This window comes from Mycobacterium neumannii, assembly GCF_048452905.1.
Classification (GTDB): domain Bacteria; phylum Actinomycetota; class Actinomycetes; order Mycobacteriales; family Mycobacteriaceae; genus Mycobacterium; species Mycobacterium neumannii_B.
On the sequence record NZ_JBCGVF010000003.1, the window covers coordinates 1,156,010 to 1,179,360 of the forward strand.

Here is a 23,351-nt window from a genome sequence, read left to right on the forward strand (position 1 = left end):
GGCGTCTGAGGTTTTCGCAGGTGTCTGCGGCATATCGGGTCGAGAAGCACAACTTTCTGGACAAGATGGCCGCACGGGGGCAAACTTGTAGACCCTAGCGTCAATTATTCGGGCCGGGGGCCAAGATGAAGAAGCTAGTGCTGTGCTTCGACCGCAGTCGAGGCTATCCCGACCCTGAAACCGCGACGAACGCGCATCGACTCATTCGTCTGCTCGACGACGTCCCCGATCAGCTCACCTGGTACCACCCCGGAGTCAGGGCGAACTCCGGGATGACGCTGCGGCCGTTCAGAGCCGCGGCCGACGACGCTCGCGATGCCATCGCCGAGGCTTATCGATTCCTGGTCGACAGCTGGGAACCCGGCGACCGGATCTATCTGTTCGGCGTCGGTCGCGGCGGTTACTGCGCCCAGAGCCTGACCCGCTTACTGGCCACCGTCGGGGTGCTTCCGGAGCTGACGGATTTCGTGCTCGGCGCGTATGCCCTACCCCGGACCGGCCGCGACCATCAGGACTGGACGCGCGTCACCCAGATCGCCTCCCAGTTGGAGCAGCAGCGCGAAATCCCCGTCGCCGTCCGGTTCCTGGGCATCTGGGACGCGGTGAGCATCCCGGGCTTGACGCGCCGGTCGATGCCGGCCCTGATGCCCAACGCCGAATCCGGCAGGCACGCGGCCGCGATCGACGGGCGCCCCGGCGAACGGTTGACGACCTCCGCGTCGGAGCGCATCGAGGAGGTCTGGTTCCGCGGCGCCCATTGCGACGTCGCCGGAGGGCCGGGGGCGTGCAGATCGCTGGCCGACATCAGCTTCGACTGGATGCTCGACGGCGCGCTGCGCGCTGGGCTGGTGATTGCTGGGGAGCGGATGGAAACGCTGCCCGCACCCGGTCAGTACGACGCGCTCGCCGAAACCGCCCACACGATCTCGCTCCGCAAGCTCCCCGAGGATGCGGCCGTGCACTCCAGCGTCGAGTTGTACCTGCGCGAGCATCCCCAGTATTGGAAGCGCTTGCCGGCCCGCGTGACGTGGTCGGACCGAGATTGGGCGGCACGCGGCGAGCGACTGGTCCGTCCGAGGGTCGCGACGGCCGATCGAGCGAACGCCGACATCGGGTTCGCAGCGTCGTTCGACGAGCTGGTCAGCAATACCGCGGAGTTGAGCCCGGCGAGCCGGTTCTGACGAATTACGCCGGTCAAGATCGTCGGAAGCGGGCCGTGTAATCGACGCCCACGCCAAATTAGCAAAGGGTGTGTGATCCGCGGCTGCGTGATATACAGCGGTGCGTGGATGCGGATGGGGTTCTCGGCCTCTCGGCCGGCATGTGGACGGCGCTGGCCGCCTGGCTCGCCGTCGTGGTGGGAATCGCCGCCCTGGTTTACGCCTGGCGGCAGTATCAGCGGGGACGGCGGCAGAGCGAAGAGCTCATGGCGCCCAACGTGGCGATGTTCATGGAGCCGGCGGCCAACGACTGGCATCTCATCGAACTCGTGGTCAAGAACTTCGGCCGAACACCGGCCTACAACATCCGATTCGACTTCGCGCATCCGCCGACGGTGGCCAAGTACGAGAACGTCTACGACGACCGCTATGTCGACATCGCGCCGCTGAACCTGCCCGCCGAGATCCCGTATCTGGCGCCCGGACAGGAGTGGCGCATCGTCTGGGATTCGGCACTGGACCGTCGCGAACTCGGCGAGGCCATCGCATCCCGGTTCGACGGCGCGGTCACCTACTACGACCAGCAGGGGCACACCAAGAAGAAAGGCTCGCGCCACCGGTACCGGTCCACGGCGGTGCTGGACTGGTCGACGCTGCATCCGGTCGAACGGCTCGAGCTGTTGACCACGCACGACCTGGCCCGCCAGGAGAAGCAGAAGCTCGAGCTGCTGCGTCATCTGCTGACCTACTACCACTACGCAGCCAACGAGAGCCGCGAAGACGTCCTGCGTCAGGAGATCAACCGCGTGCGGTCCTCGGTAGACGAACTCCGCGATCGGTACCGCACGGAAACCGAAGGGTCGCAGCGCAAACCACGCAACGGGGCGGTCCCCGGTCGGCCGGTCGACATCGACGCCGAATTCGAGGAAGCGCACACCCAGATCCTCAAGACCAATACGGCGCGGCACCGTATCGCGTGACGGCACCAGGGTGATAGCTCTTGGCAATCGTATCGACGTTTCGTAACATCGATACGATTAGTCGTCCGCATTCATAAGGAGAAGCGATGAGCAGCCTCGTTGGCTATGAACTGAACGAGTCGGTCGCGACGATCACGCTGGACGACGGCAAGGTCAATGTCCTCGGCCCGGCCATGCAGGCCGCGATCAACGAGGCCCTCGACGGCGCGGAGAAGGACGCCGCCAAGACGGTCGTGCTGGCGGGCAACGGGCGCGTGTTCAGCGGTGGGTTCGACCTGAGCGTATTTCAGTCCGGTGATGCGCAGGCCGCGCTTGGGATGCTCGCCGGCGGATTCGAACTCGCGGTGCGGTGCCTGACCTTCCCGGTGCCGGTGGTCATGGCCGCGACGGGTCCGGCCATCGCGATGGGGTCGTTCCTGCTGCTGTCCGGAGACCACCGGATCGGTCAGCCGAAGACCCGCTGCCAGGCGATCGAGGTGGCGATCGGCATGACGATTCCGCTCGCCGCACTGGAGATCATGCGGTTTCGACTGACCCCTGCGGTGTACCAGCGAGGCGCGGCACTGGCGTCGACGTTCACCGGCGACGAAGCCGTCTACGGCGGGTGGCTCGACGAAATCGTCGATGCCGATCGCGTGCTGGCGCGGGCGCAGGAGGTGGCAACGGAACTGGTGAACACCGTGCACACCGGCGCGCACGTCGCTACCAAGCTGAAGGCCCGCGAGTCCGCGCTTGAAGCCATTCGGGCCGGAATCGACGGGCTGGCAACCGAATTCAGCCTCAGCTAGGCCAGGCCGATGCCAAGGGCGAAGCAGCGCACGCCCGAGCTCAAGGACCACCTGCTCGAGGTGGCGATCGCGACGCTGTCCGAGGAAGGGATCTCGGGGTTCACCACGCGCCGGGTCGCCGAGCGGGCGAGCACGTCGGTGCCCGCGGTCTACGAGCTGTTCTCCGACAAAGCGGGACTGCTGCGAGCGATGGTCTTCGAGGGATTCCGGCGGCTGGGCGCCGAATTGGAGACGGTTCCGCTGACCGACGATCCACTCGCCGAACTCGAACGGCTGGTGCCGGCCTTCCGCTCGTTTTGCCGGTCGCACCCCCGCCTCGCCCAGCTGATGTTCGCGCGGCCGTTCGCCGAATTGGAGCCCGGGCCCGACGAAGCGGCCGCCGGCGCCTCGGTGCGCGCGGCATTCACCGGCCGGATCCAGCGCTGCGTCGACGCGGGGCTGCTGGCAGGCGACGTCGCCGACATCGCTCACGTGCTGCTGGCGCTCGCGCAGGGGCTGGCGGTCCAGGAACTCGGGCGGTGGCTCGGGTCGTCGGCACCGTCGATCGAGCAACGGTGGCGACTCGGCGTGCGCTCGCTGCTGGCGGGATTGCGCCCGCCACCTAGCGATTCGTGAGTGTTTCCATCCGCTGAAGCGATCGTTTTCACTCGCAAGTCGCACGAATTTTGGGGCGTTCGCCCCATGTCAGCGGGCTGGCCGGCGGCGCACGATCACGGCATGACCACAACACCTCAGGCCTTCGCCGCCGCCACCAAGACCATGCCGCTACCCGATGGAGACGAGGAGCGTGTCGTCGGCTTCGGCGTCATGGGCCTGCCGTTCGCCAACGGCCACTACCTCGCCTACCGGGATTTCCCCGAGACGTCGTTCTCCCCCGCCTACAAGTCGGTGTGGCATCGCACGCCCGACGGGGTGTGGACGTTCTACGCCACCACACCCGGCCCGCAGAGCTGTTCGCGGTACTTCAGCTCGGCGACACCGGTCGACCCCGTTGTCTGCGCCATCGACACCCAGTGGCTCACGCCCTGGTCGTTGTCGATTTCCGTTGCCAGCGTGCTGGATTGGCGTGTCGACATCACCACCACCGTGGCCACCCGTCTGATGAGCGCCGTCGGTTCACGAATTCCCTCCGCCGCGGCACGCAACCGCCGAACGCTGATGGCGATGAGCCGCATCGTCGGCCCGGCGCTGGGCGTCGGCAAGGTTCGGCTGACCGGCAATCTGCCCAACGGTCAGGAGTTCCGCATCGCACCCCGGCGGGTGTGGGCGGTCGCCGACTCGTCGGCCGTCGTGCAGGGCGTCGATCTCGGCCCCCTCGGGCCGCATCCAGTGCAAGGCAATCTGGCCGACTTCCAGCTGCCGCAGCGCGGCATCTGCGTCATCGCCCAGGGCCGGTTCGAAGCGTTCGACGTCACTCGTCACCGCGATGCGGTCCGTCTTGACTTATCGCACTGATCCGGCGATGCAAACGGTGCAGAATCGGGCTGTGACCGGCGCTCGCACCCCGCAGCAGCTTCCGACCCGGGCGGAAGTGCTCGCGGCGCTCTCGGTCGCGGTCGACCTCGGGTTGGGTCAGCCCGCTGAGCACATGCTGCGGTCCGCGCTCATCGCGATCCGTCTGGCCGATCGGCTGAACCTGACTGCGCGGCAGCGCGATTGCGTGTACTACGCGACGCTGATCATGTGGATCGGCTGTCACGCCGACTCGCACGAATACGCCCGGTGGTTCGGCGACGACATCGCGGTGCGGCGAAGCTCCTACCTCGTCAACTGGTCAGGCCTGCCGTATCAACGCTTCCTGCTGACCAACGTCGGCCGCGGGGAGTCACTGCTGACCCGGCTGCGGACGGCGGCGACGCTGTATGCCAATGCGCGCGGGCACATCTCGCAACTGATCCATTCACACTGCACGTCGGCCGGTCTGCTCGCCGAGCGCATCGGCCTGGACGCCGACGTACAGCACGCACTGCGGTACACCTTCGAACGCTACGACGGCGGCGGGCTGCCGACCGGCGCCTCCGGCGAAGGAATACCAATGGAGATGCGGGTCGCCCAGGTCGCCGACATGGTCGAGGTGCACCAGCGCGAGTACGGCATCGACGGCGCGGTCGCGATGACCCGCAGCAGGCGCGGCGGTCAGTTCGACCCGGCGGTCGTCGACGCGTTCGTCGCCGATCCGGCCGACGCGCTCGCGGTTCCGTCGACCGGAGACGTGTGGGCGACGGCCCTGCAGTACGCACCTGATCGCGCAACGTGCCTGGACTCCGGGTCGCTCGACACGCTGCTGATGGCTCTCGGTGAGTTTGTCGACCTCAAATGCCCGTTTACACTGGGACATTCACGCGCGGTGGCCGATCTCGGCGCATCCGCCGCGAACGCGCTCGGGCTGGACGAGAAGGCCGTCGCGACGACACGACGCGCCGGGTATGTGCACGATCTCGGTCGCATCGGGGTGTCGAACCAGGTCTGGTCGAAACCCACCGCGCTGACCATGGCGGAGTTCGAGCGCATGCGGCTGCACCCGTACCTGACCGAGCGGATCCTCTCGCAGGTACCGGCCCTCAAGGACATCGCGTCGGTGGCGGCCAACCACCATGAATGTCTCGACGGTTCCGGGTATCCGCGGGGTCTGGCCGCGCGACAGTTGACGATGCCCGATCGACTGCTGGCGTGCGCGGTCAGCTACCAGAGCGCGCTCGAACCGCGGCCGTACCGGGAGGCGCTCGGCCCCGCGGGCGCGGCGAGGCGACTGCGCGAACGGGTGGCGAAGGGGCAACTTGACTCCGCGGCCGCCGATGCGGTGCTGCAGGCGTCCGGGCACGCGTCGGGCAGGCGCAAGCTCCGCCCGGACGGTCTCACGAGCCGTGAGGTCGAGGTGCTGCGACTGGTCGCACAGGGCGCGAGCAACAAGGCCATCGCCGCCACGCTGGTGCTCAGCGAGAAGACGGTGCGCAATCACGTCGAGCATGTGTACGCCAAGATCGGCGTCTCGAACCGGATCGGGGCCAGCATGTACGCGCTCGAGCACGGGCTCGTGTCGGGCTGAAGACGTCCGTCAACGCGCGCCGAGCAGCTCGCCGGCGCGGTGGTGGTCGTCATCGGCGTTGAGGGTCAGCACACCGACTATGTCGCCACATGCCTCGTACCAGACCGTGAACCCGGTGTGGTGGTCGACGAACCGGGCCTCGACCGGCTCCCCGTCGAAGTCGACACCCCAGCCGCGGTACTTGAGCACGGAAGTGCCGATCGTGCAGGAGAACCCGGGCACGGTGTCCCAAACTGCACGGTAGCCGGCGGCGGTCAGGCCGGCGACATGGCCTTGATGCGCGGCGTCGCGCCAGTGTTCGGCGGCGATGGGCCTGCCGGCGGTGACGTTGTGCGCAAGCGCCACATCGCCCGCGGCGTACACGTTGCGCGCGGAGGTGTGCATGTGCGCGTCGACGACGATGCGCCCGTCGCGGGTCTGCAATCCGGCGGCTTCGGCGAGGCGGATGTCGGGACGCACGCCCGTCGCGCACACGACGAGGTCGGCGTCGACGGCCTCGCCGCTGTCCAGCACCACGCGGGTGTCCTCGATCGCGGCGACGGTCGTCTCACCGGCGAACCGGACTCCGTTGTCCGACAGCAGTTTCGCGACGCGTTCACCGGCCTCGACCCCGAATCTACGCTGCAGCGGGACGTGTTCGGCGGCCACGACCATGGTCGCGACCCCACGTTCGGCGAGACAGGATGCGGCCTCGCAGCCGATCAGGCCGCTGCCGATGACCACGGCGCAGTCGGAGTAGCGGGCGGCCATCTTGAGCGCGACCGCGTCGGCGAACGACCGCAGCGTCAACGCCGACTCGATACCCGGGATGGGCGGTCGCACGGGGATGGACCCGGAGGCGACCACGAGATGCCAGTAGGGATAGCGCTGACCACCCGCCGTCACGACCTCCTGGCGGTCCACGTCGACGCGCTCGACGGTGATGCCGCGGACGAGGTCGACGGCGTTGCGTTCGAACCAGCGCTCGCTGTGCAGGGCGAGCTTCGTGTCGCGGCCGCACAGGAAACCCTTGCTCAGCGGCGGCTTCGCGTACGGCAGCGCCGGGTCGGTGGTCAGGATGCGCACGGGGATGTCGGGGTGCTTGCTGCGGAACGTCTCCGCGGCGCTCACCCCGGCAGCACCGCTGCCCACGGCAACGAACCCTGGAGCCACCACGGGTTGTGAGTACCAACTTCGGCGCCGCGATAACCGTGTGTCAGCAAATCGGCTTCGTGGCTAGTCGGCGATGCCCCAGACCAGACAGAACGGGTGTCCGGCGGGGTCGCGGAACACCCGAAACTTCGCGTCCTCCTCGGCGTCGGACACCCGGGTGGCGCCCAGATCGAGCACCTGGTGTTCGGCGGCGTCGGGGTCGTCCACCGCGATGTCAAGGTGGAACTGTTGCGAACCGCAGGGATCCGGGAAGCGCGGAGGCTCGTGCTCCGGCGAGAGCTGGAACGCCAGCCGTCGGCCCTGCGGATCGGTGAGCACCACCCAGGTGTCGTCCTCCTTCTCGATCTGTCCGCCTAGGACCTCCGCGTAGAAGGTGGCGAGCCGCATCGGGTCCCGGCAGTCGACGACGGTGGATCGCAGCTTCCCAATCATGATCGTCGGGTTGCCGGTATCCAGGCGGCGCAAACGACGGTGTGGCACCATCTGCGCATGAAACCCGAGGACGACCCGGAAGCGCGTATCCGGCAGCTGGAGCAACCGCTGGCCGACTACGGGGCCGTCGAATTGGGCACCTCACAGCCGCCCGGCACCGACTACCAGACGTCGGCCCTGCCCCCGCCGGTCTACGGTCCGCCGCACCAGCATCCCGCGCAGTCGCCCTACAGCGCACCCCCGTTCGGAGTCTCGTTTCCCCCGGGGCCGACGAAGAGCGGCGCGCCGTTCGGGTTGATCCTCGGATTGGTCGGGGTCGTCGTGGTGGTCGTCGTCGCAGGCATCGGCGTGCTCGTGTGGACGCTGTCGTCGGCGACGGAGGAGATCGCGGGCCGCCCCGGCATTTCCATCGCGACCGGGGACGACCCCCGCGGCGGCAACGTGACGATCGGGCCGTCGCGCGAGGCGCCCACCGCACTGCCCACGCAGCTACCGAGCGAACCCAAGGTCGCCGTGGCACCGGCGGGCGGGCAGTACAGCGTGTCAGGGGTCGACGAGAACGAGACGATCGAATGCAACGGCAGCAACATCACCATCAGCGGCGTCAACAACACGGTGACCCTGCTCGGTCACTGCCTGAGCGTGACGGTGTCGGGTGTCGAGAATCAGGTCACCATCGACAGCGTCGACAGGATCGGCGCGTCGGGCTTCGACAACCAGGTGATCTACCACTCCGGCGATCCCGAGGTGAACGTGTCGTCGAGGAACATCGTCACCCGGGGTTAGGTGCGCCAGTCCAGGATTCGTTCGGCCAACTCGGGCCCGCAGTCCTCCTGCACGAAATGGCTTCCGTGGACGCGGGCATGGGGCTGACCGGCCGCGCCGGGAACGTGATCGATCAACGGGCGATCGGCACGGCCGAGGATGGGATCCTTGGCGCCGAACACGCACAGAAACGGTTTCTCCCAGCGCCCCAACGCTTCCCACGCCGCGCGGTTGGCCGGTAATGCCGGATCGCCCGGCTCGGTCGGTACCAGCGCCGGGAACGCGCGCGCCCCGGCCTGAAATCGCTTGGCGGGAAACGGCGCATCGTATCCGGCTCGGATGCGCGCGGGCACGTCGGTGACCGTGCCGAAAGCGACGATGCGTCCGGCAGGCAGTATTGGTGAGTGGCGCGCGAACGCCCGCCAGACCCGAAACGGTAGATTGGCCGGGGTCTGACCGGCAGGCAGAAAGCCGTTGGCGACGACGATGCGCGCGACGCGGTCGTTTTGTTCGGCAGCGATGCGCAACCCTATCAACGAACCCCAGTCCTGCACGAAGATCGTCGTGTCGCGCAGGTCGAGCGCCGAGAACCACGACGTCACCCATTCGACGTGACGCAGATACGTGTAATCCTCGATGCGACTGGGCTTGTCGGAGCGCCCGAACCCGATCAGGTCGGGTGCCAGTACACGATAGCCGCCGACGGCCAGCGGCGGAATCATCGTGCGGTACAGGTAACTCCACGTCGGTTCGCCGTGCAACAGGACGACGACCGGGCCGTCGCGTGGGCCTTCGTCGACGTAGTGCATGCGTAGCGCCTCGGTGTCGGACGCGGTGACGTCGACGTAGTGCGGCGCGAAGGCATAGCCCGCGAGGTTGGTGAAGCGGTCGTCGGGCGTGCGCAGAACGTCCATGGGGTGCTCCTATCCGCCTCCTGCAGCTTAGGACCTGTCCCCCGATCGGTGGACACGGGATTCGTCCGGTTCACCCGCCGGTCGGTCGACAGACATCGGCGCCGCGGTACACCACTGTTGAGTCATCGCCGGAACACCGGCGCACAACCGGACTCGACGAGGAGATCCCGACATGAACGCCAACAACACCCGCCGCACCGCCCAGTTCTTCGCCCTGCCGATCGTGGCAGCCGGAATCCTGGCCGGGGCCCTCGCCTTCGCCGGAGCCGCCAACGCCGAGACCAACTCCCCGACCCCCGCGCCGCGGCCGCCCAGCATCGTCGCAACGCCGACTGTCACCGCGCACCCGGCCCCCGGCGCCCCCCACACTCACGGCATCCCTCATCTGCAGCAGGTTCAGCCTGGCTACCATCGCTGACCCCACAGCCAGAGGCCCCCAGGTCGCTCTATCTCTGGAGGGCCTCCGTCATGGTCGCGAGCCGCCCGCCACAGGACGCGACGGGTCCGAACTCCATTGCGACCATGAGCCGGGAAACAACGCGGCGTCCACTCCCACCGCGGCGAGGCCCGCGATCGTCACCGCCGCAGTGACGCCCGACCCGCAGTAGACCGTCACCTCGCCGTCGCCCATATCGCCGATCGCCCGGGCCAGCTCCTCGTCGTCCAGCAGGGCCCCGTCCTCGCTCAGCAGGCTGGTGCTCGGCACGTTGACCGCACCGGGGATGTGACCGGCGACCGGATCGACCGATTCCACGTCGCCGCGGAACCGTTCGGGGGCCCGCGCGTCAAGGACCAACCGGCCCGGCTCGAGCAGCGCGTCGGCGGTGACTGTCCGGCGAGCCCCGGCGTACAGGTCGTCGTGGGCGACGGTCACGTCCCCGGGCGCGGGTTCGACGACGCCGGATTCCAGTCGGCCGCCCGCCGCAGTCCACCCCGCGAGGCCGCCGTCGAGGATGCGGACGTCGTCGATGCCTGCCGCAGTCAGCACCCACCAGGCCCGCGACGACCCGGCGCGGTTCCAGTCGTCGTAGACCACGACCGGCACCCCGGCCCGCACGCCCCACCGGCGCGCGGCGGCTTCGAGCGCGGACCCGGACGGCAACGGGTGCCGACCCCGGCCCTCGACGGTGTGATCGCTCAGCTCGTCCTCGAGCGACACGTACACCGCACCGGGCAGGTGTCCCCGTTCGTATGCGGCGCGGCCGTCGGGCTCGGTGAATTGCCACCGCACATCCAGCAGCGTCAGGGGTTCGCCCGTGTCCAGGCGCCGCGCCACCTCCGCGGCCGAGATCCACACCGTGTCGCGTGCGCTCATACGTCAGACGGTAGCGGCGACGGGTGGGCCGATCTCCTCGGCCAACGTCTCGACGACGCGGGACAGTTCGTCGACCAGCCAGCTGTCGCTGCGGCGCCGGTACACCTCGAGCAGCGAGCGGTAGTACCACAGATGCTCGTGCGGGTCGTCGGTGTTGAAGCGCTGCCACACCTTCGGTCCGAAGCGGCGCAGGTCGCGCAGGATCGCCCTGGCGTTGTCGAGCTTGTCGGCCATCGACACGCGAATCGTGCTGTCGGAGGCCGTATTCAGGTGTTCGATGTAAGCCTGCTTGCGTTCACGCCACGGCGGTTTGGGCGTGACGATTGTGTCGCTGCACTCCTCGACGATGGCGGCGACGTCGGGTCCGAAGCGCTCCTCGATCTCCGTGAGCGCGACGTCTCCGCCCTGATCTTCAGCGGCGTCGTGCAGCAGCGCGGCGATGGCCTCGGTCTCGGTGCCGTCGGCTTCGATCACCAGGCCCGCGACCGACAGCAGATGACCGACGTAGGGCACCTGGCTGGCCTTGCGGGTCTGGGTTCGGTGCAGTTCGGCGGCGAACCCCAGCGCGTCTTGGAATTTCGGCCCAAGGCGCGGTGACGTCGTTTCGCTCACTTGGTGCTCCTTCCTCAGGCCGTCGGTGGCGGCGGATCGAGCATCACGGCGCGGTCGCCGTTCCAGCGGTACCGCGCGCTGTGGATGGCCGCGGGCTCGCAGGCAGTGCACTGAGCCGGCACCTTGTAGGTGAGCACGACCATGTCATCGCTGCTGGCCGCGGTGTCCAACGAGGTGAAGCCGTACGCCTTGGAGGTGCCGGTGCCCAGATACTCGCCGCGATGGAACAGCAGCGCCTGCACGGGTGAGCTTCCGGTGCCGCCTTCGGTGGTCACCAGGATCGTCGACAGTTCCGCGCACGGGTCGTAGTTGCTGTCGACGGGCGTGCTGTCCCACTTGGCGCCGGTGAGCGGCTCGAACGGCAGCTGCGCGAACGCGAGGCGCAGGGCGTCGGGCTGGTCGGGACCGCAGGATGGCTGCGCATTCGCCACCGGCATCGCGATCAGAGGAATGCAGGCGGCTGCACTGGCGGCCATGGTCATCATCGCGGCCATCGAACGAAACATCGAATGTGGCTTCCCTGGCTTCCTCGCTGGCAAACGTCCACCGCCACCGTAAACCCCGCGCCGCGTCGTACCGACCTCCTATCGTGGGCTGCGATGGCGCTTCACATCCATCGGGCAGAACGCACCGATCTTCTCGCCGACGGGCTCGGCGCGCTGCTTTCCCATCCCCTACCTGACCCGTTCGCCGAGGAACTGGTCATCGTTCCGGCCAAGGGTGTGGAGCGCTGGCTGAGCCAGCGGCTGAGCCACGCGCTCGGGCGTGGCGCGGGCGCCGACGGCGTCTGTGCCGGTATCGCCTTTCGCAATCCGCGCTCGCTGATCGCTGAGTTGACGGGAACAGAGCGCTCAGGCCAGATTGTCGGCACCGCCGACGACGATCCGTGGTCGCCCGACGCTATGGTGTGGCCGCTGATGGAGGTCATCGACGCCACCTGCGCCGAGGACTGGTGCACAACGTTGGCCACCCACCTCGGCCACTTCGAAACCGGCGAGGAGAGGGAGCTGCGGCAGGGCCGCCGTTACGCCGTTGCTCGCAGGCTGGCCGGGCTGTTCGCCTCCTACGCCCGCCAACGCCCGCAACTGCTGGTCGACTGGGAGAACGGCGCCGACGGCGAAATCCCGGCCGACCTCGCCTGGCAGCCGCCGCTGTGGCGCGCGCTCATCGATCACATCGACGCCGACACACCGCACATCCGGCACGCCAAAACGGTTGTGCGGCTTACCGAATCGCCGACCGATCTGCCCGAGCGGCTGTCGCTTTTCGGGCACACCCGGCTGCCCAGCACTGAGATCGAACTGCTCGACGCGCTTTCCACCCACCACGACCTGCACCTGTGGCTGCCGCATCCCAGCGACGACCTTTGGCAGCAACTCAAGGGAACACACGGCCAGATCCCTCGTCGCGAGGACACCAGCCATCGCCGTGTCGGCCACCCTCTGCTCGCCACACTCGGCCGCGACCTTCGCGAACTGCAGCGGGCGCTGCCCGACGATGCTGGCACCGACGAATATCTCGGTGGCCGTCCCCACCCGAACACGCTCCTGGGGTGGCTGCAATCCGACATCGGCGACAACATGATCCGGCGGGAAGGCCGGAGACACACCGCCATCGACCGTTCTGTACAGGTGCACAGCTGCCACGGGCCGGCTCGCCAAATCGACGTGCTCCGCGAAGTCCTGCTCGGACTGCTCGCCGACGACCAGACGCTCGAGCCTCGCGACATCCTCGTCATGTGTCCGGACATCGAGACCTACGCGCCGCTGATCGTGGCCGGTTTCGGGCTGGGGGACATGATCAAGGGCGTGCACCCCGCGCATCAGTTGCGCGTGCGTCTCGCCGACCGGTCGCTCGTCCAGACCAATCCGCTGCTCGGGGTCGCGTCCCAGCTGCTGGCGTTGGCCGGTGGGCGGGCCACATCGAGCGAGGTGCTCAACCTCGCGCAGGCCGCGCCGGTGCGGGCCCGCTTCGGCTTCAGCGACGACAACCTCGAAGACATCACCCGCTGGGTGCGCCAGGCCAACATCCGCTGGGGCTTCGACACCGAGCACCGCAAACCGTACGGCGTCGACTTCGTCCAGAACACATGGCGTTTCGGCATCGACCGGGTGCTCGCGGGGGTGGCCATGTCCGACGACTCCCAAGCCTGGCTCGACACCACACTGCCCCTCGACGACGTGAGCAGCAATCGGGTCGACCTGGCCGGCCAGCTCGCCGAGTACATCGACCGCCTGCGACATGCCGTGCAATCCCTCACCGGGACCCGACCGCTCGCGGACTGGCTGCAGGCGCTGACCGACCACATCGGCCTGTTGACCCGCGTGGGCGACGACGATGTCTGGCAGACGGCCCAACTCGAACGCGAGTTCGCCGATGTGCGGGCCACCGCGGGCGCCCGCGCCGACACGCTGATGCGGTTGTCCGACGTCCGCGCGCTGCTCGACCGACACCTCGCCGGGCGGCCGACCCGGGCCAACTTCCGCACCGGCACGCTGACGGTGTGCACGATGGTGCCGATGCGGTCGGTGCCCCACCGGGTCGTGTGCCTCGTCGGTCTCGACGACGGGGTGTTCCCCCGGCTGGGAGTGGTCGACGGCGACGACGCGCTCGCCCGCGAGCCGATGACCGGAGAGCGCGACATCCGTTCCGAGGACAGGCAATTACTGCTCGACGCCATCGGCGCGGCCACCGAGACGCTGGTGATCACCTACACCGGCGCCAACGAGTACTCCGGTCAGGACCGACCGCCCGCCGTTCCGCTCGCCGAACTGCTCGACACCCTCGACCGCACCACCGAGCACCCGGTCCGCGACACGATCCTGGTGAGTCATCCACTGCAGCCGTTCGACACCCGCAACGTCATCCCCGGCGCGCTGATCCCGAAAGAGCCGTTCACGTTCGACTCCACGGTGCAACGCGCGGCGCTCACCCGCGCGGCCGAACGCGCGGAACGGCCGGCATTCGTCTCAGGACCGCTACCCCCGGCCCCGCCCGACGACGTCGTGCTCGCAGATCTCGCCGGGTTCTTCCGCGATCCCGTCAAGGGGTTCTTCCGCGCCATGGACTACACGTTGCCGTGGGAGGTCGACGGGGTTGAGGACGCGATGCCCGTCGACATCGACGCCCTCGAGGAGTGGACGGTCGGCGATCGCATGCTGCGAGACATGTTGAGCGGCATGAATCCCGATCAGGCACGCCAGGCCGAGTGGCGCCGCGGCACGCTGCCGCCCGGCCATCTCGGCTGGCGCCGCGCCAACGAGATCTGCGACCAGTCCTCGCTCATCGCCGACGCCGCACGGCCGTACCGCGGCGCCGACCCGACGGCCATCGACATCGACGTCGAGATCGGCGGCGGCCGCCGGGTCACCGGAACCATCACGCCGGTCTACGGTGAGCGGCTGGTCTCGGTCACCTATTCCAAGCTCGACGGCCGGCACCTGCTACAGCCGTGGATTCCGTTGCTGGCGTTGCTCGCTCACGAACCGGCCCGCGAGTGGAAGGCGATCAGCATCGGCCGTGCCCGCCGCGGCACGACGCCGCGCATCGAGTCGATGGGCAGGCCGACCGAGCATGCGCGCGAGTTGCTCGCCGACCTGGTCGCGATGTACGACCAGGGCCGCCGCGAACCGCTGCCGCTGCCGGTGAAGACGTCCTACGCGTGGGCAGAAGCCGTGCACGGCCACGGCGATCCTGAGCAGCGGGCCGGCTACAAGTGGCGGTCCGGCATGTATCCCGGCGAGGAGGCCGAACCCGCCTACCAACTGGCGTTCGGCAAGAACACATGGTTGCAGCACCTCGTCGAACGCGGCCTCGACACATACGCCGGTCGGCTGTGGCTGCCGATGCTGCGAGCGCTGGAGACCTGATGAAACCCTTTGATCTTCTGGGTGATCTACCCGCCGACGGCTCCACCGTTGTGCTGGAAGCCAGCGCAGGCACCGGTAAGACATTCGCGTTGGCCGGGCTGGTCACGCGCTACCTCGCCGAGGGTGTCGCGACGCTCGACCAGATGCTGCTGATCACGTTCAGCCGCGCGGCCAGCCAGGAACTGCGAGACCGGGTCAGGCGTCACATCGTCGATGCCGTACAGGCTTTCGTAGACCCGTCGAGCGTCGACACCAACGAGATCATCGACAACCTGCTCCAAGGCACCCCCGATCAACGCGCCGTCCGCGAAAGCAATCTGCGTGATGCGCTGGCCGCGTTCGACGCCGCGACGATCGCCACCACACACCAGTTCTGCCAACTGGTGCTCAAATCGCTGGGCGTCGCCGGCGACAGCGACTCCCGAGTCACCCTGGTCGAGAGCCTCGAGGAGCTCGTCACCGAGATCGTCGACGACCTCTACCTGCACCACTTCGGCCGCGAACGCGACAACCCGCTGCTGACCTATCCCGATGCGCTGCGGTTGGCCAAACAGGTCGTCGAGCACCCGGCGACCCAGCTGCGGCCGAAGGAACCCGCACCGGATTCACGCGCCGCGATCTGCGTCCGGTTCGCGAAAGACGTTCTCGACGAGCTGGAGGTCCGTAAGCGGCGCAAGGGGATTCTCGGTTACGACGATCTGCTGAGCCGGTTGGCCGATGCGCTGGAGGCCGACGACTCCCCCGCGCAGCTGCGCATGCACCAGCGCTGGCCGATCGTGATGGTCGACGAGTTCCAGGACACCGATCCGGTGCAGTGGCGGGTGATCGACCGCGCGTTCACCGGACGTTCGACGCTCATCCTGATCGGCGACCCCAAGCAGGCGATCTACGCGTTCCGCGGCGGCGATATCGTCACCTACCTGAGCGCCGCCTCCAAGGCCGACGTGCAGAAGACGTTGGCCACCAATTGGCGCAGCGACGAGGCGTTGGTGAACCGGCTGCAGGCGGTGCTGCGCGGCGCGCAACTGGGCCACGAGAAAATCATCGTGCACGACGTCGCCGCCAAGCACGAAGGTTCGCGACTGGTCGGCGCTCCGTGCGACGATCCGTTCCGACTGCGGGTTGTGCGCCGAAACACGTTCGGCCGCAGCGGTACCAGTGTCTTGCCGATCGATCAGCTGCGCGCCCACATCCCCAAGGATCTGGCGGGCGACATCGGTGCGCTGATCGACGCCGGCGCGACGTTCGACGGTCGTCCCCTCGGGGCGGGTGACATCGCGGTCATCGTCGAGAACCACCGCGATGCGCGGGTCTGCTACCGGGCGCTGTGCGACGCGGGCATTCCCGCGGTGTACACCGGCGACTCCGACATCTTCAGCTCCGACGCCGCCGAAGACTGGTTGGCACTGCTTGAGGCGTTCGACCAACCGCACCGGCCCGGCGTCGTGCGTGCGGCTGCCGCGACCATGTTCTTCGGCGAGACCGCCGAGTCACTCGTCGCGGGCGGCGACCGGCTCACCGATCGCATCGCAGAGACGCTGCGGGAGTGGGCGGGTCACGCCCGGGAGCGGGGGGTGGCGGCGATCTTCGAGGCCGCGCAACTGGCCGGCATGGGCGACCGGGTGTTGTCGTGGCGCGACGGTGAGCGCCAGATGACCGACCTGGCCCACATGACCCAGCTGTTGCAAAAGGCCGCCCACCGCGAACACTTCACGCTGCCCGCGCTGCGGGACTGGCTGCGGGCCCAGCGCGAGGAACGCGGCGGCGCCGCTGAGCGATTCCGCCGCCTCGACAACGACGCTGCGGCTGTTCAGGTGATGACGGTGTTCGTCGCCAAGGGCCTGCAATTCCCTGTCGTCTACCTGCCGTTCGCGTTCAACCGTCACGTGTTCGAACCTGAGCTGGTGCTCTACCACGAAGGCGAAACGCGGTGCCTGCACATCGGCGGCAACGACAGCCCCGACTTCCACGCGGTGTCCAAGGTGGGCCGCGAGGAGGACGCCAGCGACGACAGTCGCCTGATGTATGTCGCGATGACGCGGGCCCAGTCGCAACTGGTCGCCTGGTGGGCGCCCTCCCGCGACGAACCGAACGGCGGGCTGTCGCGGCTGCTGCGCGGCCGGCGGCCCGGCGAGCCCGTGGTGCCGGATATCGTTGTCCCCGGCAAGGTTTCCGATGACGACGCGATGGCCCGCTTCAAGGAGTGGGACGCCGTCGGCGGCCCCGTGATTGAGGAGTCGGTGCCCCGCCCGAGGGCCGTGCGCCCGGGGCCGCCCGGCCCCGAAGAAGTCCGGGCCCGCCACTTCCACCGTCTCATCGACACGGCGTGGCGCCGAACCTCCTACAGCGGGTTGATCCGCGCGGTCGAGGCGACACCGGTCAGCAGCGAGCCCGAAGTGGTCGAGCTCGATGACGAGGTCGCCGAAATCCCGTTGACGACCGAGACGGTCGGCGCCGACGTGCCCTCGCCGATGGCCGAGCTGCCCACCGGCGCGAAGTTCGGCTCGCTGGTGCACGCCGTGCTCGAGACGACCGATCCGTTCGCCGCCGACCTTCGCGCGGAGTTGGAAGCACGCATCTGTGAGCATTCGGTGTGGTGGCCGGTCGACGTCGAGGCCACCGAACTGGCGGTGGCGATGATCCCAATGCACGACACTCCGCTCGGGCCACTCGCCGGCGACGCAACGCTGCGGCAGATCGGGCTGGCCGATCGGATGCGTGAGATGGACTTCGAATTTCCCTTGGCGGGAGGCGATCTACGCTCGTCGGCGCCCGACATCCGGCTGTCCCATGTCGGTGAGTTGCTGCGCGCGCACCTGCCCGCGGACGATTCGCTGGCGTCGTACGCGGACCGGCTCACGGGAGCGGGCCTCGGGCCGCAGCCGCTGAAGGGATACCTGTCGGGCTCGGTCGACGCGGTGCTGCGGATCGGCGGCCGCTACCTCGTCGTCGACTACAAGACGAACTGGCTCGGCGACCCCAACCGACCCCTCACCGCGGCGGACTATTCCCGCCCGCGACTCGCCGAGGCCATGCTGCACTCCGACTATCCGCTGCAGGCTCTGCTGTACAGCGTTGTGCTGCACCGCTTTCTGCGGTGGCGACTGGCCGGGTACACGCCCGAGCAGCATCTGGGCGGCGTGCTGTATCTGTTCCTGCGCGGGATGTGCGGGCCGGACACCCCGGCCGAGGACGGTCATCCCGCCGGTGTGTTCAGCTGGCAACCGCCCGCGGCGTTGATCACCGCGCTGTCGGATCTGCTCGACGCGGGCAGGGCCGCGGCGTGACCGGCGTGGAATGGCGGCGGGCGATCAGCGCCACCGGGCTGCTGCGCACCTTCAGCGACGCCGAGGTTTTCGATGCGTCGGATGTACATGTGGCACAACGGCTCTGCGATTTGGTCAAGGCGCCCGACGAACGGGTGTCGCTTGCGATCGCGTTCGTGGTGCGCGCACTGCGCAACGGGTCGGTATGCCTGAACCTGCGGACCGTCGAGCAGCAGGTCGGTATCGACGGGCTGCCCTGGCCGGCCGTCGACGATTGGTTCGGCGCCATCGCCGCGCACCCGCTGACCGGCCACCCACCGGCGCTGCACATCGACGGAGACCTGCTGTACCTCGACCGGTACTGGCTCGAAGAGCAGCAGGTGTGCGGCGACATTCTGTCGATGACCACCGCCAGACCGACCCAGTCGTCGCCAGATCTGGGCAGGCTGTTCCCGTCGGGCTTCGAGGAGCAACGCGCCGCCGCGGAACTGGCGCTGTCGCAGGGCCTGACGGTGCTCACCGGTGGGCCGGGCACGGGGAAAACCACGACGGTCGCGCGCCTGCTCGCCCTCCTCACTAGCGGGACACGGCTGCGGATCGCGTTGGCGGCGCCGACTGGAAAGGCGGCGGCGCGTCTGCAGGAGGCCGTGCAACTGGAGGTTGACAATCTCGACTCCGCCGACCGCCAAGCGTTGTCCGGACTGCACGCGACGACGTTGCACCGCCTGCTCGGGAGCCGCCCGGACACGTCGGCGCGGTTCCGGCACGACCGCCACAACAAGCTGCCGCACGACGTGATCGTCGTCGACGAGACGTCGATGGTGTCGCTGACGATGATGGCCCGACTGATGGAAGCGGTGCGGCCGGAGGCCCGCCTCATCCTGGTCGGCGACCCGGACCAGTTGGCGTCGGTAGAGGCGGGTGCGGTCCTCGCTGACCTGGTCGACGGTCTCGGCGAGGACCGGATCGCGGAGTTGAAGACGTCGCACCGATTCGGCGAGTCGATCGGGCGGCTGGCCACGGCGATCCGCACCGGCGACGAGGACACGGTCATCGACGTGTTGCGCTCGGGCGGAGACCACATCGAATGGGTTGACACCGAGGAACCGTCCGAGCAGCTCCGCAAGGTGTTGGTAACGAACGCGATTGCGCTGCGAACGGCAGCGGTTCTCGGTGACGGCGATGCGGCGTTGGGCATCTTGGCCGAACACCGGTTGCTCTGCGCGCATCGCCGCGGCCCTTTCGGGGTGCGGTACTGGAACCACCAGGTCGAGAGGTGGCTGTCGGAGTTGACCGGCGAGCCGATCTGGTCGACGTGGTACGCCGGCCGGCCGGTGTTGGTGACCGCGAACGATTACGGGCTCAACCTCTACAACGGCGACACGGGTGTGACGGTGCTGCACGACGGGGTGCTGCGCGCGGTCATCGCCGGCACGGAACGGTTGGAGTTGGCGACCAGCCGGCTCGCCGAGGTCGACACGATGCATGCGATGACGATTCACAAGTCGCAGGGCAGCCAGGCCGACGAGGTCACGGTGCTGCTGCCGCCCGAGGATTCGCGGCTGCTCAGCCGCGAGTTGTTTTACACCGCGGTGACCAGGGCGAAGAAGAAGATCCGGGTCGTCGGCCCGGAGGCCTCGGTGCGGGCGGCCGTGCAACGCCGGGCCGTGCGCGCATCGGGTCTCGCCGGCCGCCTGCGCCCCTGACATCCGGCCGACCTGCGCACCCGACTTCTCGCGTGCCGCCTGCGCCCCTGACATCCGGCGCGAACGTGGGTTACCCGCACACTTATCGCGCCGGATGCGTGTGGGTAACCCACGTTCGGCGACCAGCCAGACGCGCTCGCGATGTTTAGCCCCGCCCGCTGACCGGGCACTCCTTCCCGGCGATTGTGGCGTTGCACACACCGAGGGGTGGACGGAGCCGGCCAATGAGCACGGAAAACCAGGTCACACCGACCGATGTCGACAAGGCACTGCTCGGCAGCGCGACCTACCGAAGCCTGGGTGAACAGAAACTCTCACCGCGAGAGGAACGGTTCGAGAAGGGCCGCCGCACGCTCGGCCTGTTCCTCGCTCCGCTGCTGACCGCCGTCTTCCTCGTCCTGCCGATGGACATCCCCCGCGAGCAACAGGTGCTCGGCGCGGTCCTACTCGGCGTGATCGCGCTGTGGATCACCGAGGCGGTGCCGATTCCGATCGGCGGTCTACTCGGCGTGGCGGTCGCGGTGTTCCTCGGGGTCGCACCCGTCGACGACGTGCTCGGCCCGTTCGGATCCTCGACCATCTTCACGTTCATCGGGGCGTTCATCCTCGCCCAGGCGATGCTCAAACACGGTGTGGCGCGGCGCTTCGCGTTCCGCATCCTGGCCCTGCCGCGGGCCGGCCGCTCGACCACCGGCGTCATCATCGCGTTCGGCGCGATCACGGCCCTACTGTCGGCGTTCGTCTCCAACACCGCGACGGTGGCGATGCTGTTGCCGACGGCGATCGGCATCCTGTCCGTGATCGCCAAACTGCTCCAGCAGCGCGGCGACGTCGAACCCGACTTCGATCCGCAACGGCTGCGGGTGGGCGCGGCCCTCATGCTCATGCTCGCCTACGGCGCCAGCGTGGGTGGTCTGCTCACTCCGGTCGGTAGCCCGCCGAACCTGATCGGGCGCGGGCTGATCGAAGAGGCTACTGGCGAGCGGATCAGTTTCGGACAGTGGATGGTGATGGCGATTCCCATCTGCTTCGTGATGTTCCTGCTGTTGACGCTGATCCTGCTGCGGCTCAACAGACCAGAGATCAAACGCATTGACGGCGTCGCCGAGTACGTGGCCAGCGAGCGCGAGAAGCTGGGCAAGCTGTCGCGGGCGGAGAAGAACACGCTGATTGCGTTCGGCGTCACCGTGACGCTGTGGATCCTGCCGGGTGTGTTCGCGTTGATCACCGGCACCGAGTCCAGCGGGTACGAGCTCGTCAGCGACCGGCTCGACGAGGGCGTGGTCGCGGTGTTCGGCGCGTCGCTGCTGTTTCTGCTGCCGACCGATTGGCAGAGCAGGGAATTCACTCTGCGCTGGAAGGATGCTGCCGAAATCGACTGGGGCACAATCATCTTGTTCGGCACCGGCATCATCTTCGGCTCGCTGATCTCCTCGACCGGTCTGGCCGAGACCATCGGCACCTCCGTCAACGACGCGCTGGGTCTGACGAGCAGCATCGCGATCACCATCTTCGCGGTGATCCTGGCGATCATCGTCTCCGAAACCACAAGCAACACCGCGTCGGCCGCGGTGGTGGTGCCGATCGTGATACCGGTGGCGGTGGCCGCGGGGGTCAACCCGTTCGTGCCTGCGCTGGCGGCGACTTTCGCGGCGTCGTTCGGCTTCATGCTGCCGGTGTCCACCCCGCAGAATGCGATCGTCTACGGCTCGGGCGTCGTCCCGATCACGAAGATGATCCGCTCCGGCGTCGCATTCGACATCGCGGGCGCTATCCTGATCATCATCTTGCTGCCGCTGATGATCAGCCTCTTGGGATTGGGTACATGACCGATATCGCCGTCATTCCCGGCGACGGGATCGGTACCGAGGTGATCGCTTCGGCGCGCGCCGTACTCGACGCGGTCGCGAAGAAGCATGGAATCGCGTTGTCGTACACCGAGTTCGACTGGTCATGCCAGCGATACGCGGACGAGGGCGCGATGATGCCCGACGACGGAATCGAGGCGCTGCGCGGGTTCGACGCCATCTTCCTGGGCGCGGTCGGGTGGCCGGGTGTGCCCGACCACGTGTCGCTGTGGGGTCTGCTCATCCCGATCCGCCGCGCGTTCCGCCAGTATGTGAACATGCGGCCGATCCGGGTGTTCGACGGCGTCGAAAGCCCGCTGCGCACGGCGCAGAATGTCGACTTCGTCGTGGTCCGCGAGAACGTCGAAGGTGAGTACAGCGAGATCGGCGGACGGCTCAACCGCGGCTTTCCCGACGAAATGGCGGTCCAGGAGTCGGTTTTCACGCGCAACGGGGTCGGCCGCATTGCGGACTTCGCGTTCGAGCTCGCTCGCACCCGCCGCGGGTACGTGACGTCGGCGACCAAGTCCAACGGCATCGTGCACACGCTGCCGTTCTGGGACGAGGTGGTCGCCGAGCGGGCGTCGCACTACCCCGACGTGCGGCTCGACAGCGAGCACATCGACGCGCTGGCCGCCAAGTTCGTGCTGCAGCCACAGCGATTCGACGTCGTCGTCGGCTCGAACCTGTTCGGCGACATCCTCAGTGACCTCGCCGCCGCGGTGGCGGGTTCGATCGGGATAGCTCCGTCGGCCAATCTCGACCCCACCAAGCAGTACCCGTCGATGTTCGAGCCCGTGCACGGGTCGGCCCCCGATATCGCCGGGCAGGGCATCGCCAACCCGATCGGCGCGGTGTGGTCGGCGGCGCTGATGCTCGAACATCTCGGGCACGCGGACGCCGCCGGTGAGGTGATGGGCGCCATCGAGTCGACACTGGCCGCATCGGAGACCCGCACCGGAGACCTCGGCGGCCGGGCGTCGACCGCCGAAGTGACCGACGCACTCGTCGCGCGGTTGGGGTAACCGACCTCAGCAAACTCCCGCGCTCCACCGGCACCCCGCAGGGACGCTCCCAAAATTCGTGCATCTAGGGGTATCTCGGCGATGGTAATGTTGGTCGGCAAACATGTGTGTCCCCTGGACCGTCGGCGAGCGATGGGAAAGCGAATGAGCGACAATCTGCGGGTAGACCCGTTGGAGGTCCGGATGGCCGCAGACCACGTCAACGCGGCCGCCGACAGCCTGAGGTCTGCCCACGGCACCGCGCACGAGCGAATGGGCGCCGCCGCGCCCGGCTGGATCGGATCGAGCGCCTCGGGGCTCTCAGCAACCACCACGAAGTGGGAAGAGGAGTCCGCCGCACATTACACCGACCTCCTCAAACACGCCGAGGATCTGCGCTCGGCAGCGGCGAAGTATGTCCGCACGGACGACAACGCTGCTACCGAAATCGACTCTGCGGGAGCGAATTTGGGCACCATGGGGCTCTGACCCGTG

At 68.1% G+C, this 23,351-nt stretch carries 20 protein-coding genes; 14 read left to right on the forward strand and 6 right to left on the reverse strand.

What is annotated here, in order from left to right; genetic code table 11:
* Positions 1-125 precede the first annotated feature (125 nt).
* From AAHH99_RS11940 to AAHH99_RS11965, 6 genes are all read left to right on the forward strand, one after another.
* On the forward strand, positions 126-1,181 hold the full coding sequence (locus AAHH99_RS11940) for a phospholipase effector Tle1 domain-containing protein (RefSeq protein WP_418768798.1): 1,056 nt from the start codon (positions 126-128) through the stop codon (positions 1,179-1,181).
* Positions 1,182-1,321: 140 nt separating this feature from the next.
* Positions 1,322-2,140 (forward strand): hypothetical protein, encoded by an 819-nt coding sequence (locus AAHH99_RS11945; protein ID WP_418769602.1) that lies wholly within the window; start codon positions 1,322-1,324, stop codon positions 2,138-2,140.
* An 86-nt stretch (positions 2,141-2,226) separates the two neighbouring features.
* Entirely contained in the window at positions 2,227-2,928 is a 702-nt protein-coding gene (locus tag AAHH99_RS11950) for a crotonase/enoyl-CoA hydratase family protein (RefSeq protein ID WP_418768799.1), read from the forward strand.
* Positions 2,929-2,937: 9 nt separating this feature from the next.
* Complete coding sequence (locus AAHH99_RS11955) at positions 2,938-3,543, forward strand: TetR/AcrR family transcriptional regulator (RefSeq protein ID WP_418768800.1); 606 nt, start codon at positions 2,938-2,940, stop codon at positions 3,541-3,543.
* 102 nt (positions 3,544-3,645) lie between these two features.
* Positions 3,646-4,383, forward strand: coding sequence for a hypothetical protein (locus tag AAHH99_RS11960; RefSeq protein ID WP_418768801.1), 738 nt, complete (start codon positions 3,646-3,648; stop codon positions 4,381-4,383).
* Positions 4,384-4,390: 7 nt separating this feature from the next.
* On the forward strand, positions 4,391-5,974 hold the full coding sequence (locus tag AAHH99_RS11965; RefSeq protein WP_418768802.1) for an HD domain-containing phosphohydrolase: 1,584 nt from the start codon (positions 4,391-4,393) through the stop codon (positions 5,972-5,974).
* Between the two features lie 9 nt (positions 5,975-5,983).
* Here the strand turns inward: AAHH99_RS11965 and AAHH99_RS11970 are convergent, their stop codons facing one another.
* Positions 5,984-7,129, reverse strand: a complete 1,146-nt coding sequence (locus tag AAHH99_RS11970) for an NAD(P)/FAD-dependent oxidoreductase (protein ID WP_418768803.1) — start codon at positions 7,127-7,129, stop codon at positions 5,984-5,986.
* A gap of 60 nt (positions 7,130-7,189) precedes the next feature.
* Positions 7,190-7,558, reverse strand: a complete 369-nt coding sequence (locus tag AAHH99_RS11975) for a VOC family protein (RefSeq protein WP_418769603.1) — start codon at positions 7,556-7,558, stop codon at positions 7,190-7,192.
* 57 nt (positions 7,559-7,615) lie between these two features.
* On the opposite strand from AAHH99_RS11975, the gene AAHH99_RS11980 reads away from it, so the two are divergent.
* Positions 7,616-8,344 (forward strand): DUF3060 domain-containing protein, encoded by a 729-nt coding sequence (locus AAHH99_RS11980; protein ID WP_418768804.1) that lies wholly within the window; start codon positions 7,616-7,618, stop codon positions 8,342-8,344.
* Here AAHH99_RS11980 and AAHH99_RS11985 read toward each other — a convergent pair.
* Positions 8,341-9,237, reverse strand: coding sequence for a haloalkane dehalogenase (locus AAHH99_RS11985; RefSeq protein ID WP_418768805.1), 897 nt, complete (start codon positions 9,235-9,237; stop codon positions 8,341-8,343). The genes AAHH99_RS11980 and AAHH99_RS11985 overlap by 4 nt on opposite strands.
* Positions 9,238-9,409: 172 nt before the next feature.
* Here AAHH99_RS11985 and AAHH99_RS11990 point away from each other — a divergent pair, with 172 nt between their 5' ends.
* Positions 9,410-9,655, forward strand: a complete 246-nt coding sequence (locus AAHH99_RS11990) for a hypothetical protein (protein WP_418768806.1) — start codon at positions 9,410-9,412, stop codon at positions 9,653-9,655.
* 48 nt (positions 9,656-9,703) lie between these two features.
* On the opposite strand, the gene AAHH99_RS11995 is transcribed toward AAHH99_RS11990, so the two are convergent.
* From AAHH99_RS11995 to AAHH99_RS12005, 3 genes are read right to left on the reverse strand one after another with little or no spacing between them, the layout of a single operon-like run.
* On the reverse strand, positions 9,704-10,552 hold the full coding sequence (locus tag AAHH99_RS11995; RefSeq protein ID WP_418768807.1) for a sulfurtransferase: 849 nt from the start codon (positions 10,550-10,552) through the stop codon (positions 9,704-9,706).
* Positions 10,553-10,555: 3 nt separating this feature from the next.
* Entirely contained in the window at positions 10,556-11,164 is a 609-nt protein-coding gene (locus AAHH99_RS12000; RefSeq protein WP_418768808.1) for an HD domain-containing protein, read from the reverse strand.
* A gap of 14 nt (positions 11,165-11,178) precedes the next feature.
* A complete protein-coding gene (locus tag AAHH99_RS12005; RefSeq protein WP_418768809.1) occupies positions 11,179-11,670 on the reverse strand; it encodes an LppP/LprE family lipoprotein in 492 nt (163 codons plus the stop codon).
* Positions 11,671-11,763: 93 nt separating this feature from the next.
* Here AAHH99_RS12005 and recC point away from each other — a divergent pair, with 93 nt between their 5' ends.
* From recC to AAHH99_RS12035, 6 genes are all read left to right on the forward strand, one after another.
* The gene (gene recC / locus AAHH99_RS12010) at positions 11,764-15,033 is read left to right on the forward strand and encodes an exodeoxyribonuclease V subunit gamma (protein ID WP_418768810.1); all 3,270 of its coding nucleotides are present in this window, start codon (positions 11,764-11,766) and stop codon (positions 15,031-15,033) included.
* The gene (gene recB, locus AAHH99_RS12015) at positions 15,033-18,320 is read left to right on the forward strand and encodes an exodeoxyribonuclease V subunit beta (RefSeq protein WP_418768811.1); all 3,288 of its coding nucleotides are present in this window, start codon (positions 15,033-15,035) and stop codon (positions 18,318-18,320) included. Before recC ends, recB begins: the two co-directional genes overlap by 1 nt.
* A 5-nt stretch (positions 18,321-18,325) precedes the next feature.
* Positions 18,326-20,005 (forward strand): exodeoxyribonuclease V subunit alpha, encoded by a 1,680-nt coding sequence (recD, locus tag AAHH99_RS12020; protein WP_418769604.1) that lies wholly within the window; start codon positions 18,326-18,328, stop codon positions 20,003-20,005.
* A 224-nt stretch (positions 20,006-20,229) separates the two neighbouring features.
* On the forward strand, positions 20,230-21,834 hold the full coding sequence (locus AAHH99_RS12025) for an SLC13 family permease (protein ID WP_418768812.1): 1,605 nt from the start codon (positions 20,230-20,232) through the stop codon (positions 21,832-21,834).
* On the forward strand, positions 21,831-22,877 hold the full coding sequence (locus AAHH99_RS12030; RefSeq protein WP_418768813.1) for a tartrate dehydrogenase: 1,047 nt from the start codon (positions 21,831-21,833) through the stop codon (positions 22,875-22,877). The genes AAHH99_RS12025 and AAHH99_RS12030 overlap by 4 nt, the downstream gene beginning before the upstream one ends.
* Before the next feature lie 144 nt (positions 22,878-23,021).
* Complete coding sequence (locus AAHH99_RS12035; protein WP_418768814.1) at positions 23,022-23,345, forward strand: WXG100 family type VII secretion target; 324 nt, start codon at positions 23,022-23,024, stop codon at positions 23,343-23,345.
* Positions 23,346-23,351 lie beyond the last annotated feature (6 nt).

Excerpts from the sequence above, each read along its gene's own strand:
- AAHH99_RS12025 (WP_418768812.1), top strand. The coding sequence starts at position 20,230 with ATGAGCACGGAAAACCAGGTCACACCGACCGATGTCGACAAGGCACTG.
- recC (WP_418768810.1), top strand. The coding sequence starts at position 11,764 with ATGGCGCTTCACATCCATCGGGCAGAACGCACCGATCTTCTCGCCGAC.
- AAHH99_RS11950 (WP_418768799.1), top strand. The coding sequence starts at position 2,227 with ATGAGCAGCCTCGTTGGCTATGAACTGAACGAGTCGGTCGCGACGATC.
- AAHH99_RS11965 (WP_418768802.1), top strand. The coding sequence starts at position 4,391 with ATGCAAACGGTGCAGAATCGGGCTGTGACCGGCGCTCGCACCCCGCAG.
- AAHH99_RS12005 (WP_418768809.1), bottom strand. The coding sequence starts at position 11,670 with ATGTTTCGTTCGATGGCCGCGATGATGACCATGGCCGCCAGTGCAGCC.
- AAHH99_RS12030 (WP_418768813.1), top strand. The coding sequence starts at position 21,831 with ATGACCGATATCGCCGTCATTCCCGGCGACGGGATCGGTACCGAGGTG.
- AAHH99_RS11990 (WP_418768806.1), top strand. The coding sequence starts at position 9,410 with ATGAACGCCAACAACACCCGCCGCACCGCCCAGTTCTTCGCCCTGCCG.
- AAHH99_RS11995 (WP_418768807.1), bottom strand. The coding sequence starts at position 10,552 with ATGAGCGCACGCGACACGGTGTGGATCTCGGCCGCGGAGGTGGCGCGG.
- AAHH99_RS11940 (WP_418768798.1), top strand. The coding sequence starts at position 126 with ATGAAGAAGCTAGTGCTGTGCTTCGACCGCAGTCGAGGCTATCCCGAC.
- AAHH99_RS12035 (WP_418768814.1), top strand. The coding sequence starts at position 23,022 with ATGAGCGACAATCTGCGGGTAGACCCGTTGGAGGTCCGGATGGCCGCA.
- AAHH99_RS11980 (WP_418768804.1), top strand. The coding sequence starts at position 7,616 with ATGAAACCCGAGGACGACCCGGAAGCGCGTATCCGGCAGCTGGAGCAA.
- AAHH99_RS11975 (WP_418769603.1), bottom strand. The coding sequence starts at position 7,558 with ATGATTGGGAAGCTGCGATCCACCGTCGTCGACTGCCGGGACCCGATG.
- AAHH99_RS11985 (WP_418768805.1), bottom strand. The coding sequence starts at position 9,237 with ATGGACGTTCTGCGCACGCCCGACGACCGCTTCACCAACCTCGCGGGC.
- AAHH99_RS11955 (WP_418768800.1), top strand. The coding sequence starts at position 2,938 with ATGCCAAGGGCGAAGCAGCGCACGCCCGAGCTCAAGGACCACCTGCTC.
- recB (WP_418768811.1), top strand. The coding sequence starts at position 15,033 with ATGAAACCCTTTGATCTTCTGGGTGATCTACCCGCCGACGGCTCCACC.
- AAHH99_RS11945 (WP_418769602.1), top strand. The coding sequence starts at position 1,322 with ATGTGGACGGCGCTGGCCGCCTGGCTCGCCGTCGTGGTGGGAATCGCC.
- AAHH99_RS11960 (WP_418768801.1), top strand. The coding sequence starts at position 3,646 with ATGACCACAACACCTCAGGCCTTCGCCGCCGCCACCAAGACCATGCCG.